Below are 14513 nucleotides of genomic sequence, written 5' to 3' on the forward strand. Positions count from 1 at the left end.
AACAGTTGTTTAATACGAGTGATTGAAATGGCACCAAGAAGTACAACCAAAGACAAAATCTTAGATGTGGCTGAAGGCTTATTTGCTGAGCACGGTTTTAATGACACCTCTTTACGCACAATAACGAGTAAAGCGAATGTCAACTTAGCTTCAGTGAACTATCACTTTGGCGATAAGAAGACTCTGGTTCGTGCGGTACTCAATCGTTACTTAGAAGCATTTATGCCCGCACTGCAAGATGCATTAGTGAACTTAAACTTGAACGAAACGTATTCAATGAGTGACGTGTTTGAGTCACTGAGACAGCCGCTAAGAGCACTGAATGATGTTAGGCCAAATGGTACAAGCCGATTCATGCTACTTATCGGTAGAGGCTATACGGATGTGCAAGGACACCTGCGTTGGTTTATTACTACTCGTTATAGCGAAGTACTTTCTTTGTTTACGACATCAGTAATGAAGGCGAATCCAAACCTCACTCAAGAACAGTTATTTTGGCGATTACACTTCACCTTAGGGACTTGTGTATTCACCATGGCATCAAGTCAGGCTTTGGTCGAAATTGCAGAGAATGACTATGACAGAAAGATAGATGCGAAGGCAGTGGTCGATATTCTTATTCCATATTTAGCTGCCGGCATGTCAGCAGAAGATTAAAACAATAAAAAGCGAAACATTCACAACCAATATAGTGAACAAAAGGATCTGAACTATGAGCTCTCTAAGACAAAAATGGGTAAGTGACCCAGCTTTTAAACTCTTTAAAAAAGTACTACCACCACTATCTAGCACCGAGAAAGAAGCGATGGAAGCGGGTAGCGTGTGGTGGGACGGAGAGCTGTTTTCTGGTAAACCAGATTTCACTAAGCTGCACCAATACCCAAAACCTCAGCTAACAGCAGAAGAGCAATCGTTCATGGACAATGAGCTTGAAACCTTGCTCGCTATGCTTGATGACCACAAAATTGTGAAAGAAGACCGAGACCTTCCAGAGGAAGTTTGGAACTTCTTACGCAAAGAGCGTTTCTTTTCGCTAATTATCGCGAAAGGGTACGGCGGTCGTGAGTTTTCGGCACACGCCAACTCAACTATCGTGACCAAGATTGCGACTCGCAGTATCAGTACTGCGGTTTCGGTAATGGTTCCAAACTCTCTTGGGCCTGGTGAGCTGTTGTCTCACTACGGTACTCAAGAGCAAAAAGACTACTGGCTACCACGTCTTGCTGACGGTACAGATATTCCATGTTTCGCATTAACAGGCCCTGAAGCGGGTTCTGATGCGGGTGGCATTCCGGATGTCGGTACTGTGTGTATGGGCATGCACGAAGGCAAAGAGACACTAGGCATCAAGCTTAACTGGAACAAGCGTTACATTACGCTAGCACCAGTGGCAACGGTACTTGGTCTGGCTTTCAAACTTCACGATCCAGAAAAGCTACTGGGTGACAAAGAAGACATCGGTATCACTTGTGCACTTATCCCAGCTGACCACGAAGGTGTTGTGATTGGTGAGCGTCATGATCCACTTGGTCTTGCGTTTATGAATGGTCCAACACGCGGCCACGATGTATTTATTCCTATGGAATGGCTAATCGGTGGCGCAGATTACGCAGGTAAAGGATGGCGTATGCTGGTGGAATGTCTGTCTGCAGGCCGTGGTATCTCATTACCCGCACTTGGCACGGCGATGGGCCACCTAACGGCGAAAACGACCGGCGCGTACGCTTATGTTCGTAAGCAGTTTGGTATGTCGATTGGTAAGTTTGAAGGTGTCGCAGATAGTTTAGGTCGTATTGGTGGCTTAACGTATCTATTAGAAGCGACTCGTACACTGACAACCACGTCACTTGATATGAAAGAGAAGCCGGGTATCGTAACGGCTATCGCGAAGTATCACATGACAGAAATGGCGCGTACTATTCTGAATGACTCAATGGATATCCACTCAGGTCGTGCAATTCAAGATGGTCCAATGAACTACTTGGCTGCGCCTTACCTAGGCATTCCAGTTGCTATCACAGTAGAAGGTGCGAACATCCTGACTCGTAATCTGATGATCTTTGGTCAAGGAGCGACACGTTGTCATCCATACGTGCTAAGCGAAATGGAAGCGGCAGCAAACCCAGACGAGAAGCAAGGCGCGAAGGACTTCGATAATTTATTGTTCAAGCATATTGGTCACGCGACTAAGAACACGTTTGGCGCGTTTGGCGCAGCACTAACTGGCTCTAAGTTCATTAAAGCGGATATGAGCGGTCCAACGAAGCCTTACTATCAAGACTTAACTCGCTTGAGCCGTGCGCTTGCGGTAAGTGCGGATTTCGCAATGCTGACGCTAGGTGGTGAACTGAAACGTAAAGAGCTTATCTCAGCACGTTTAGGTGATGGTCTAAGTTACTTATACATGGCGTCTGCAGCGCTTAAGAAATATGAAGACGAAGGCCGCCAACAAGCGGACCTAGACTACGTACACTACGCGGTTCAACACTGTTTCCACAATGCGGCTAAATCACTACAAGAAGCGTACCGTAACTTCCCGAACAAGATGGTTGGGAAAGTATTGAAAGGGCTAGTCTTCCCTGTTGGTAACCACTTCGAAAAACCAAGTGATAACCTAACCGTTCAACTAGCTGAAAGCTTGATGACTCCGGGCGCACACCGTGAACGTCTGACTCACCTTTGCTACATCGGCAAGGAAGAGGATGATAGTGTTGGCCTTATGGAGAACGCTTTCAATGCGATGTACAGCATCAAGCCTCTGGAGCGTAAGATCTTCAAAGCGGTGAAAGAGGGCAAAGTGGCTCGTAAAGGCTTGTTGGCAGACAAACTGGCTCAAGCGCTTGCTGCTGATGTGCTAACCCAAGAAGAAGTCGACCAAATTGTGGCTGCTGATAAATTGCGTTACGCTGCGATTCAAGTTGACCACTTCAGTCATGATTTTAGTGAAACTTTGACGCGAAAAGAGTTAAAACCTAAGCTAAATAGCGTTGCTTAGATAACGAAATGATAAAAGGCACCTAATAAGGTGCCTTTTTTGTTTTTGTCGTAGAAGTCTCAGTAGAAGCGTTAACAAATGGTGACTTAGTCAGCAAATATCAGCTGAGTGCTCCAACCACTTGCATTTTCACCACATTTTTACAGAAATTAGATGCCATTTGCGTACGAAACTTTTATCCTTAACCTGATTTTTTAAGGAAGTTGAATATGATCATCAAACCTCGAATTCGCGGATTCATCTGTACTACAACACATCCAGTCGGTTGTGAAGCTAATGTAAAAGAACAAATTGCTTACACAAAAGCTCAAGGCCCAATCGCAAACGCACCTAAACGTGTACTAGTTGTTGGTTCTTCAAGTGGCTACGGCTTGTCTTCACGTATTGCGGCTGCATTTGGTGGCGGCGCTTCAACTATCGGTGTTTTCTTCGAGAAAGCCGGTACTGAGAAAAAGCCGGGCACAGCTGGCTATTACAACTCAGCAGCGTTCGACAAGCTTGCTAAAGAAGAAGGCCTGTATTCAAAAAGTCTGAACGGCGATGCTTTCTCTAACGAAGCGAAACAGAAAACAATTGATCTGATCAAAGAAGATCTAGGTCAAATCGATATGGTTGTGTACTCACTGGCGTCTCCAGTGCGTAAAATGCCAGAGACTGGCGAAGTGATTCGTTCAGCTCTAAAACCTATCGGTGAAACATACACATCAACGGCTGTTGATACGAACAAAGACCTGATCATCGAAGCAAGTGTTGAACCTGCATCTGAAGAAGAGATCAAAGACACTGTTACTGTAATGGGCGGTGAGGATTGGGAACTTTGGATCAACGCTCTATCAGAAGCGGGTGTTCTAGCTGACGGTTGTAAAACTGTTGCTTACAGCTACATTGGTACTGAACTAACGTGGCCAATCTACTGGGATGGCGCGCTAGGTAAAGCGAAGATGGATCTAGACCGTGCAGCATCAGTGCTGAACGAGAAGCTAGGCCAAACTGGCGGTACTGCAAACGTTGCTGTTCTTAAGTCTGTTGTGACTCAAGCAAGCTCGGCTATCCCTGTTATGCCTCTTTACATCGCTATGGTGTTCAAGAAGATGCGTGAAGAAGGCATTCACGAAGGTTGTATGGAACAGATCTTCCGCATGTTCAGCCAGCGTCTATACAAAGAAGATGGCAGCGCAGCAGAAGTTGATGAAGTGAACCGTCTACGTTTAGATGACCTAGAACTTCGCGAAGACATTCAAGATCACTGTCGTAACCTATGGCCTCAAATCACAACTGAGAACCTGAAAGAACTGACTGACTACGTAGAGTACAAAGAAGAGTTCTTGAAGCTATTTGGTTTCGGTGTTGAAGGTGTTGATTACGAAGCTGACGTTGATACAGCGGTTGAATTTGATGTAGCTGACATCTAATTCGAAGAATCGAATCAAACGAAATAGGCGCTCATTGAGCGCCTATTTTTTTGTCTTAAAAGCAGATATGCGATTCGAGGTACGACGATCTCTAAGAATAAGTGAGAGAAAAGAAGTCATAAAAAATGCACTAATCCAAACAAGAACTAGTGCATTTAAAATATCTAATCTATAACGCTGAATAAGCTAGCTAATTATGATGATGAAAGTACCTGCTAAGGTCATCAATATATTGGCTATCGCATAGGTACCTGCATAACCCAGAGCAGGAATGGTTGAGCGAGCATGGTCGTTTACGATGTCCATTGCTGGAGCACAGGTTCGCGCACCAATGATGGCACCAAACAATAGAGCTCGATTCATCTTCAGCACATAAGCGCCGACCAAGTAAGCGAAGAATACTGGCAGTACACTCACCACCAGAGCAATACCAATGACCTGTGGGCCAACTTGGGTTAAGTGCTCAAATATCTTGCCACCGGCGCTCAACCCGATACCGACCATAAAGAACATCAAACCCAGGTCTTTGACCATATTCAACGCCCCTTGAGGCACGTAACCAAAGGTAGGGTGGTTCGCTCGTAGGAAACCAAGCATGATGCCTGATAGAAGCAGGCCAACCGCGTTACCTAGTCCAAACGATACCTGACCGAATGTCATGGTGATCAAACCAAACAAAATACCCAGAATGAAGAAGCTACAGAAAGCCATCAAGTCTGCCATTTGGCTGTGGATCGAGATGAAACCAATTTTCTCTGCTAGGCCGTGAACACGACTCTTTTCACCACTTACCTGTAGGACATCACCTTTAGAAAGCACAATGTTTAAGTCCATCGGCATTTCAATCTGAGCTCGAACTACGCGGTTAAGGAAACAGCCATATTCAGACAGATTGAGATCTGAAAGACGTTTACCTGCGATATTGTCACTTTTAACGACGATCTCTTCTTCTACGATACGTAGATCGAGAAGGTTACGGTCGAAGACCTCTTTACCGTTACGGAAACTTGGATCTAGACGAGCGTGGCTATCTGGGAAACCAACCAATGCGATCTCATCGCCTTCTTGCAAAATTGCGTCACCATCAGGGTGGGCAAGAATACCGTTACGACGAATACGTTCGATGTAACAGCCTGTTTGGCGATAGATACCTAATTCACGCAGGTTCTTACCGTCGGTCCAAGAGATAAGCTCAGGTCCCACGCGGTAAGCACGAATGATAGGAAGATAAACCTTACGTTGACCAGATGCACCTAAACCACGCTCTTGAGCTATCTGCTCGGCCGAGTCGTGTAGATTTACTTTTTGTAGCTTTGGAATCAATCGAGCGAACATGATCATACTGATTAAGCCAACCAAGTAAGCCATCGCATAACCGACAGAAAGGTTTTCGATAATCAGGCTCAAGTCCATATTCCTTGGCACTTCAGCAAGCCCAGAATTCAAGGCGTCTTGCGCACCTACAAGGATTGGTGTTGCTGTAAGAGCGCCAGCCATCATGCCGGCAGACAATCCAAAGCCTAGGCCGAGGTAATGACTACTGAAATAGGTTAGAGCGATTGCCGTAGAAAGTACTACAAGGCTAAGAATTAGGTAATGTTTACCATCTCTAAAGAAGATACCGAAGAAGTTTGGCCCTGCTTCAATGCCCACACAGTAGATGAATAACATAAAACCAATGGTGAGTGCATCAGGGTTAAAAGAAAAACCAAGATGTCCCATGACAAGAGAAGTAATCAGAACACCAATTGAATTACCGAGTTGGAGGCTACCGAAACGAATTTTACCAATGGCTAAACCAATAGATAAAACAACAAAGATGAGGAGAATGGGGTTTTGTTCTAACAGAAAAACAACGTCGATATTCACAGTGGTCGCTCAATAATTGGCGTGAAACACAGGGTAAGTTTGAGAGGTGAATTGTATCTAAATATAAATAAATTATAAGCGATATTTTGCTAATTTACTTTATTTTGACCTTATTCTTATTTCGTATGGAAACTGGTCATGAAAAAGCCCGCTACAGTGAGCGGGCTTTCTACAAATCGTACAGTCTAACGCTTAAATGGGTCAGCTGTTTAAGGCCTTAGCCTAGATTCTCGTGTAATTCTAGCTTAGTCGAAAAGACCTAGGTTTTCTTTTGCGTATGCTTCAAATTCTGTGCAGCCGCCGATGTGGTCTTGGTCGATGAAGATTTGTGGCACTGTGTCTACAGGTTTACCAACAGTCTTCTCTAGATCTGCCTTGCTGATACCTTCAGCGTGGATGTCAACGTAACGGTAGTTGAAGTCATCGCGTTTAGCTTTAAGAGTTTCAGCATGCTCTTTTGCACGAACACAGAATGGGCAAGCAGGGCGACCAAAAATAACTACAAACATTTAATTTCTCCTAAATACGGGATGAGGCTCGTTAACTCGATTATGTTAACTATTCTTTAGTGAATGCCACTCAAAATTTCTTAAAACCAACTATGCCTCAATGCCATGGGGAAATAAAGATGGAATTACCTCTTAATACAATAGGTTTTGTCTATCAGAGCAAATAATGGTCACAAAAAGGATCCATGCTGATTCCTGATGGGTATCTGGATTGATTACCCTTAATTTAAGAGTGTGAATTACCTCTAAAAATACGATATTAATCCATCTTTAATGCGACAAGTTGCACCTTGTCAAAAAAAGCTCATACAGAACGAGTCATCTTAATACAGATGTACGATATAAAGGATAAATTCCAACAACCAAGAGTTCGCAGTTTTGTTCGGTCATAGGCGCAGGAGGCACCATGTTTCAATTTATGACATCTACAAAGATCATCTTTGGTGATGGAGCACTTTCCGCTTCATTGTCTCTCTTTAATCAATACGGCTACAGCGTGCTATTGGTTACAGGCAATACACTAGAGCGCACTTCAATTGTTACTGACTATCTGGATGCGCAGAGTATGCGGTATCAACACATTGCCGTTTCCGGTGAACCTAATATCAAAATGGTTGAAGAGGCGGCTATTTCTGCTCGTCGATTTAAGCCAGACATGGTCGTCGCGATGGGTGGTGGCAGTGCCATCGATATGGGAAAAGCGTTAGCCGCGGTTTTACCTAATCAAGGCAACTTGTATGACTATGTTGAAGTGGTCGGGCGTAATGTTCCTCTTAAAACCAAACCTCTACCGTTTGTCGCTATTCCAACCACAGCGAGTACCGGCGCGGAGGTCACTAAAAACGCGGTGCTGAAATCAGGCCAAGACCAAGTAAAAATCAGCCTTAGAAGCCCTGACATGCTGGCTGACGTTGCGATTGTCGACCCTACTTTAACTCATGGCACCAATCTGTATTTATCAGGGCGTGGAGCGATGGATGCATTTACTCATTTAATGGAAGCCTATGTGTGTGGTGAACCTAACCCGCTAACCGATATGATTTGCGAGGAAGGGTTGCGTAAATTGAGTGCATCTGTGGTTCGAGCATGTATTGATGATGAACCACAAGCACGTTGTGATCTAGCGTTTGCCTCAATGCTTGGTGGAATGGCAATCACTAATGCTAAGCTTGGTGCTGCTCATGGTTTAGCCTCGGCACTAGGAGGCAAGATTTCTGCGCCTCATAGTGTGATTACCGCACGTTTAGCGCCGTTTGTGATGTTAGAAAACATTGCTGTCGCGGAAGAGCAGCAAAGAAGTGACATCCTAACGCGTTATCAGAGAATCGCTCAGATAGTGACAGGTAACGTAGAAGCAAAACAAGAAGACGCAATTACTTGGTTATCTGAAGTGCTTGATACGCTTAAGTTACCCAACTTACTGGAATTTGGTGTCTGTGAAGCCCAATTTGATGAGGTGTCTGCCGATGCGCTCAAGTCAGTGGCGATTAAAGGAAACCCTTTGCCATTGAACCAAGAGAGGCTCGTACATATTCTCAAGCAGGTTTGCGAGAAGTGCAGTTGTGGAGAGGGGGAGCATGAAGAGGCTTCAATGAATCAAGTTGGGCAAGAGCCTGCTGTCGAGTCTAGTTTTACTATTATTAACTCTTATGCGTCTGAAAACAGTGTGGTTGAGAAGGGCAATAGCTGGACTATTTAGCGGTCTTAAACTTTTTCGTTGTATAAGTCATTTTATACAGACAAATAAAAACGGAGCGCTAGGCTCCGTTTTTTAATTCAACTTGTTCTCTGGTCATGTGTTTTCAGTTCATGACTAGGCAGACTAGAACTGAGAGTATTTCTCGTAACGTGAATCACGAAGTGACTCTTTCACACGCTTTAGGTTCTCTCTGAAGCCAGAACCACGACGAAGCGTGAAGCCTGTCGCTAACACGTCGATAACCGTCATCTGAACAACGCGGCTTGCCATTGGCATGTAAACGTCAGTGTCTTCCGGTACATCCAACGAGATAGACAGCGAGCTCGCTTTATCTAGTGGAGAATCTTTTGCTGTGATAGCAATAACTGTCGCGCCGTTTTCACGCGCTAAGTTCGCGATCTCAACTTGGCTTTTAGTTCGGCCTGTATGAGAGATAAGAACGATAACGTCGTTATCACTGCAGTTAATGCAGCTCATTCGTTGCATCACGATGTCTTCGAAACATGTGATCGGAATATTAAAACGGATGAACTTATTTTGAGCATCTTTGGCTACAGCAGAAGAAGCACCCAGTCCGAAGAACGAAATGCGTTTTGCTTGAGTCAGCAAGTCAACCGCACGGTTTACTTGCATCGCGTCGAGACTGTTTTTAGCAACGTCTAAACAAGCCATAGTCGATTCGAAAATCTTGTGTGTATAAGCATCTGGGCCATCATCTTCTTCAACGTTACGGTTCACGTAAGGTGTACCGTTCGCCAAGCTTTGAGCTAGGTGAAGTTTAAAGTCAGGGAAGCCCTTTGTGTCTAAACGACGACAGAAGCGGTTAACTGTTGGCTCACTCACGTCAGCCATTTTAGCTAAGGTAGCAATGCTAGAATGAATTGCAGTTTGAGGGGAAGCCATAATTACTTCGGCTACCTTACGCTCAGACTTGCTGAAATTTTCCAGGTTTTTTTGTATTTTTTCTAATGTATTCATAGTGTTCACAAGGGTATAGAGAACAACTTGCTAGTTAATATCTTTTTACCAGGGGGTATGGCTGAAACAAATATCAGTAAAACATGACTCAAAATATTCTTTGGCATGTAAATACCGCTGCTTCAAATAGATATCAAGCTAACTAGCACCATAGAGTCAGTATAAACCCAACATACTATTTACTAATACAAAAACACGGCATGAATGCTTAAGAATATGACAAACCTCAACAAAATTTTAGAAAACTACAGAACTGGAAGAGATTTTGAGTAAAAAGAATGCAAATTGAGTACGAACTGACAGCTTAGTTACATCAAAAAGAAAGAAATTTTCAATTTGATGCAACTAAAATTGAATGACTATGCATTGATTTGCGTAACCAATTTGGTGATTTTACCCATCAAGTTAGGGGCTAGTGTCGATATTTCGCGCTGTTCTTCAAGTACCGAAGAAAGAATGTCGTTGCCAGTGAGTGGGTTCGCTAACACTACACGGAAAACGATGATTGGCTGATGTGCCCAGACTTCAGGGTTTAAGCGTGTACGTGACACGAAAGACTTACCTGTTTCACGCTGCTTCTTCTGAATAAACTTAGTCAGCTCATTGAGCAACTCATTCAGTTCGACACGATGTTCAGGCTCAGCTTTAAGCAGTGCAGCTTTAACTGATTCAGGTACATAGCGGTAAGTCAGTAGGCAAAGTTCAGGCTCTGATACCAACTCAAAATCATTTTGTTGCTTAATTAGGTCGGCAAAGTAGCGCGCTTTGTTAATACTCTGGTCGATCAGTAGCTCATAACCAGGGCGGCTGATGATGTGCATCGAAGCATAAACCAGCATGGCCATGCCTGAGCGAGAGCCTTCTAACGTATGGCTGCCAAGATCTTTAGACCCTTTACGCAAAATATATTGAGCATGATGTTCAATGGCAGTCATTGCGTCTGGTTTTTTAAACAGAACCATACCCGCACCCATAGGGATATAAAGCTGTTTATGCGCGTCAATCGTGACTGAATCAGCTAATTCGATACCATCAAGCAGGTGACGATGATTGTTAGACATCAAAGTCGCACCGCCCCAAGCAGCATCAACGTGGAAATGACAATCTGACTCGGCACACACTTCAGCAATGTCTCTTAGCGGGTCGATGTTACCGGTTTCGGTTGTACCTGCCACACCAATAACGGCGAAAGGTTTTATCTTGTTCTGTTTAAGCTGCTCGATCTTTAGTCTTAGATCGTCAGTGCAAATGCGGTTGTCGTTATCCGTTTTAACCGATACTAGACCTTCTTGGCCGATGCCAAGAACATCTGCAGCTTTTTTCAGAGAGTAGTGACCGCGTTCAGAGACTAAGATTGCTAGGCCTTCGTAGTCGTAGTGCTTCATGGCTTTAAACAAGCCTTCTTTTTCCACACCTTTGAACGAACCTTGCGCTTTTAGTGCATTGTTACGTGCCACCCAAAGCGCAGTAATGTTCGCGATGGTACCGCCAGAACAAAACGCACCTAAAGAGTGGTTTGCACTGTGCATCCAACGAGAATAAAACTGATCGCTATCTTGATAAATCAGGCGATGTAACATGCCCAGAACTTGACGCTCTAGGGGAGTGAAAGCTTTTGAGGTCTCGATTTTTACTAGATTCTGATTCAACGCGATCATGATTTTTGAAAGCGGCATCAGGAAGTACGGCAGGGCAGAGGTCATGTGGCCAATGAAACTTGGCGAAGACGTGTGAACCGAATGAGACACAAGAGAATCGAGGAGATGCTCAGTATGTTCAGAAACAAACTCAGGCTGCTCTGGTATATGAGCATTTGAAAAATCTTTCTCAATTTCACGCAGCGGCTTTTCTTCAGCCACAATATGTTCACGTAAGAATTGATTCAGGTTTCGTGAAAGTTTGTCTTCAATTTGAGTGAGTGTTGAATCTGGGCCTTCAGGTACCGTGAAGATACGTAGAAGACTGTCGAAGCTAACATCTGCTGTTTTTTGTTCCGTAACCATAGCAAGCGAGTTATTTTTCTAATATTGACGCGAGCGGGACAATCTAAACGAAAACGGGAACAATGTCCCGTCTTAATTATGAAATCCAACTTCTCACAAAAGCATAGTAAATAAAGGGTTATTTACACTTAATTGCTTCAAGCTTAGCAATCGACTGGTTGTAGCGTTGAAGCGCTGTGTCGATTTGCTTAGGGTGGCTAAGCAATTCAGCAAAGGCAGAGCGCAATTCGTAGTTTTGAGCGTGAGGTGTCGATTGGCGGTCGTCGAACGTTGTTTTCGCGATTTGACCAAGTTCATCATCACGTGTTGATAGTGTTTTAATGTCGTGTTGCTCTAGTTGCAGCCAGCCTTCTACTGATTGCTCTGTTGCAACTTTGCTTGAATCGTTCACAAGGTAGTAGTTTACCGCAGCGCGACTAAGCTCGAAGTGGTGCTTACGACCTTCTAGGAACCACTCACTTACTTCTGTTAGTTCTGGGTATTGCTCAGAGGTTAATGCAGCAAGGTCGGCATACCAATTCAAAGATGCGTCGATGTACGCATCATATTTTTTTGCTTGGCACTGGTTTGTTTCAGACATTGAATCTGCTGCAAAAGAGAAAGTAGAAGTTGAAGCTAGCAGTAATGCGACGCAAAGGCGTTTCATAGTGGTTCCTTTTGTAAGTTTATTCTTTTTATAACTTTGTCGTTACAGGTTACCGTGATCGTTATTTGTTGAGCAATGACACTTAGTGTCTTTTTATTTCGGTAACTGTATCGGTGTCTCGGGCATTGGTATTCGAGTTGCATTCTAATCTAAAACAAACGCCATTCCTGCGATCTAGTTAGCAAGAGATACAAAGAACAACATCAATATCGGAACAAGCAAGCTTAGGATAAAGCCACTGACGATAGCGATAGGCACACATCGAACGCCGCCTGTTGTTTGAATGACCGGTAAGGTAAAGTCCATCGCAGTAGCACCAGCATAACCAATGGAAGTGCACGGGTAGCTACGAATCAGCACTGGAATCAGTACCAAGGCAACCAATTCTCTTAACAGTTCAAGCATGAAAGAAGCGCCGCCATAGACAGGGCCAAAGGCGTCACCCATTAAGATACCAGCCAGAGAATACCAACCAAACCCAGAAGACATTGCCAAGGCTTTGAACAGAGGGATGTCTAGGATATAAGCCGCGATTACACCACCTAACATTGAGGTGATGATAATTGTGATTGCGATAACCATACCGTGCTTGTTGAGTAAAATCTGACGAAGTGTTAGTCCGCTATTACGCAGTTGAATGCCGATAAAGAACAGAAGAACAAACAGAATCCATTCGCTTGCGGTGTCAACCCAATCGAGGCCAATAGGTAGCACTAAGCCAGCGATTAACCCTGAACCCACCACCAAGATCAGTTTGGCAGACTCCATCGCCATCGAAGAGAGGGGAAGCTTCTTCTTGCTACTGTCGGTTTTCAGTGGCAGTAATTTATCGATTGCAGGCAACGCCATTAGATTGCATGCGCTTAAACAGACAAAGAAAGTGACGGTATAAAGAAGTATTGTCTGTAGGTTACTGCCTAGGTTATCAAGGGCGGCTAAACTTAGCCCCATTAACGCCAGGATTACATAGATCAACCGAGATGTTGAGCGGTTGATAAATTCTAATGTCTGAGCGTTCGAAATTGCAAAAAGATACCCCACGACGAGTGGCGCAAATATAAAGATCATCCCTGTAAACATGCTTTCCCCATTGCATTTACTTCATATTACATTTATTCGTAATTTAACAGTGACTTAGAAGCCGCTAGTATTGATCACGTCGCTTAGCTTTGCATTAAAATCATGTTTGCTCAAGTTGCTTAAATTATAAAGCACCTCTGCACCCGTCACGTTAAGTTCAACTTCGTGATCATCGATGTTCTCATCCTTGTTTCTGAACATCAGCAGGTGGTTAGCGATTCGAGCGATATCCAAGTAAGACACTTCACGTTGTTCATGGTTATTGATGGTATTGCTGCACACATCAATGAAGTCGCTGTCGAAGCCCCAACGGTTAAGCACCAATTTACTGGTAGCAGAACATTGGCCTTGGAAGATTTGTAGAGCGATGTCGTGATCTAGGTAATTGCCATTTTCGAGGTAAAGGTGGTATTCGCTAACCAAACAGAACAATCCAATGTCAGCCAATAATCCAACAAGCAGTGATTTTTCATGTTCAAGATAACGGTATTCAATAGGGGAGAGTTCTTTAAAACCGTTGGTCACTAGTACCATAGTGGCGCCTAGCTCTTTTGATACAGAAGCGCTCTGAACCAATAACTTATTACACTCTTTACTGAGGTTTACGGAGTGTTTGAGTTGCTCAATAGCCTGAGCTGTCACGATGTCACGCACTCTTAATATGCCAAGGCGTGATACAGCCGTCATTATGTCAACACAAGTAATATTACGTCGGTTAAAGACGACAGAATTAGCCACACGAATGACTATAGCAGTGAGGCCTGGGTCTTCGAGTAAGCACTCGGCAACTTCAGCAATCCCGGTCGATTCAAGAGTACAAAGCGTTTGGATCTTCAGTACAACGTTAGGGATAGGAGGAAGTGTTATTTTTCCCGCTGAGATAGAATGCCCAACAAGTTGGGCAAACTCTGATTCTAGGCCCTTTAAGAGAAGAGCCTTATTTTGTGGTAGCCAGAAAAACGATAAATGATTCATATAAAAAGTAAAAACAGGTCGGTCCTGCCATTTTACAAGCCACGATGCTGCGAGGCAATACTCACCCATCTACATAACCTATAATAATTTGAACCGGTGTATCACTAGGTGTTCAAATTTGAGTGTAGTTTGATAGTTTACTGTGATGTCAATCATGAAAAACCGGAATACACAATTGATTGATGTGAACTAAGTCCAGACTTATTTTTCTTTTCGAAGTATCATTTATTTAAAGGTGGAAAACGCAATCATAATATTCACCTAAAGAATAACAAAATAGATTAAAAATTTTTCGCATAAAAAGCTGCTTGTCTGGTGATCAACCTAATCGGGGTAATTTGATTAAG

At 43.8% G+C, this 14513-nt stretch carries 11 protein-coding genes; 4 read left to right on the plus strand and 7 right to left on the minus strand.

Annotated elements, in window-relative coordinates; all coding sequences use genetic code 11:
- Positions 1 to 27 precede the first annotated feature (27 nt).
- The 3 genes from ITG09_06950 (at position 28) to ITG09_06960 (ending at position 4407) form a co-directional block, all read left to right on the plus strand.
- Entirely contained in the window at positions 28 to 657 is a 630-nt protein-coding gene (locus ITG09_06950; GenBank protein ID UPR53354.1) for a TetR family transcriptional regulator, read from the plus strand.
- A gap of 55 nt (positions 658 to 712) precedes the next feature.
- Positions 713 to 2995, plus strand: coding sequence for an acyl-CoA dehydrogenase (locus ITG09_06955; protein UPR53355.1), 2283 nt, complete (start codon positions 713 to 715; stop codon positions 2993 to 2995).
- 209 nt (positions 2996 to 3204) lie between these two features.
- Positions 3205 to 4407: a trans-2-enoyl-CoA reductase family protein gene (locus ITG09_06960; GenBank protein UPR53356.1), complete on the plus strand. Its 1203-nt coding sequence runs from the start codon at positions 3205 to 3207 to the stop codon at positions 4405 to 4407.
- Between the two features lie 186 nt (positions 4408 to 4593).
- Here ITG09_06960 and ITG09_06965 read toward each other — a convergent pair whose 3' ends face one another.
- Positions 4594 to 6276 (minus strand): aspartate:alanine antiporter, encoded by a 1683-nt coding sequence (locus ITG09_06965; protein UPR53357.1) that lies wholly within the window; start codon positions 6274 to 6276, stop codon positions 4594 to 4596.
- 245 nt (positions 6277 to 6521) lie between these two features.
- Positions 6522 to 6785 carry a GrxA family glutaredoxin gene (locus tag ITG09_06970; protein ID UPR53358.1) on the minus strand — a complete coding sequence of 88 codons (264 nt, stop codon included), beginning with the start codon at positions 6783 to 6785 and terminating at the stop codon, positions 6522 to 6524.
- Positions 6786 to 7191: 406 nt separating this feature from the next.
- On the opposite strand from ITG09_06970, the gene ITG09_06975 reads away from it, so the two are divergent.
- Positions 7192 to 8484: an iron-containing alcohol dehydrogenase gene (locus tag ITG09_06975; GenBank protein UPR53359.1), complete on the plus strand. Its 1293-nt coding sequence runs from the start codon at positions 7192 to 7194 to the stop codon at positions 8482 to 8484.
- A 123-nt stretch (positions 8485 to 8607) separates the two neighbouring features.
- Here the strand turns inward: ITG09_06975 and ITG09_06980 are convergent, their stop codons facing one another.
- The 5 genes from ITG09_06980 to ITG09_07000 form a co-directional block, all read right to left on the minus strand.
- Positions 8608 to 9462: a MurR/RpiR family transcriptional regulator gene (locus ITG09_06980; GenBank protein UPR53360.1), complete on the minus strand. Its 855-nt coding sequence runs from the start codon at positions 9460 to 9462 to the stop codon at positions 8608 to 8610.
- 359 nt (positions 9463 to 9821) lie between these two features.
- Entirely contained in the window at positions 9822 to 11465 is a 1644-nt protein-coding gene (panP, locus tag ITG09_06985; protein UPR53361.1) for a putative pyridoxal-dependent aspartate 1-decarboxylase, read from the minus strand.
- 118 nt (positions 11466 to 11583) lie between these two features.
- Entirely contained in the window at positions 11584 to 12111 is a 528-nt protein-coding gene (locus ITG09_06990) for a hypothetical protein (protein ID UPR53362.1), read from the minus strand.
- A 174-nt stretch (positions 12112 to 12285) separates the two neighbouring features.
- Positions 12286 to 13191, minus strand: a complete 906-nt coding sequence (locus tag ITG09_06995) for a lysine exporter LysO family protein (protein ID UPR53363.1) — start codon at positions 13189 to 13191, stop codon at positions 12286 to 12288.
- A 54-nt stretch (positions 13192 to 13245) separates the two neighbouring features.
- The gene (locus ITG09_07000; protein ID UPR53364.1) at positions 13246 to 14166 is read right to left on the minus strand and encodes an HDOD domain-containing protein; all 921 of its coding nucleotides are present in this window, start codon (positions 14164 to 14166) and stop codon (positions 13246 to 13248) included.
- Between the last annotated feature and the right edge of the window lie 347 nt (positions 14167 to 14513).

Source organism: Vibrio cyclitrophicus (genome assembly GCA_023206055.1).
Classification (GTDB): Bacteria; Pseudomonadota; Gammaproteobacteria; order Enterobacterales; family Vibrionaceae; genus Vibrio; species Vibrio cyclitrophicus_A.

Bases quoted from the DNA above. Each gene is read 5' to 3' on its own strand.
- ITG09_06980 (UPR53360.1), bottom strand. From the start codon at position 9,462: ATGAATACATTAGAAAAAATACAAAAAAACCTGGAAAATTTCAGCAAG.
- ITG09_06950 (UPR53354.1), top strand. From the start codon at position 28: ATGGCACCAAGAAGTACAACCAAAGACAAAATCTTAGATGTGGCTGAA.
- ITG09_06995 (UPR53363.1), bottom strand. From the start codon at position 13,191: ATGTTTACAGGGATGATCTTTATATTTGCGCCACTCGTCGTGGGGTAT.
- ITG09_06960 (UPR53356.1), top strand. From the start codon at position 3,205: ATGATCATCAAACCTCGAATTCGCGGATTCATCTGTACTACAACACAT.
- ITG09_06955 (UPR53355.1), top strand. From the start codon at position 713: ATGAGCTCTCTAAGACAAAAATGGGTAAGTGACCCAGCTTTTAAACTC.
- ITG09_07000 (UPR53364.1), bottom strand. From the start codon at position 14,166: ATGAATCATTTATCGTTTTTCTGGCTACCACAAAATAAGGCTCTTCTC.
- panP (UPR53361.1), bottom strand. From the start codon at position 11,465: ATGGTTACGGAACAAAAAACAGCAGATGTTAGCTTCGACAGTCTTCTA.
- ITG09_06990 (UPR53362.1), bottom strand. From the start codon at position 12,111: ATGAAACGCCTTTGCGTCGCATTACTGCTAGCTTCAACTTCTACTTTC.
- ITG09_06975 (UPR53359.1), top strand. From the start codon at position 7,192: ATGTTTCAATTTATGACATCTACAAAGATCATCTTTGGTGATGGAGCA.
- ITG09_06970 (UPR53358.1), bottom strand. From the start codon at position 6,785: ATGTTTGTAGTTATTTTTGGTCGCCCTGCTTGCCCATTCTGTGTTCGT.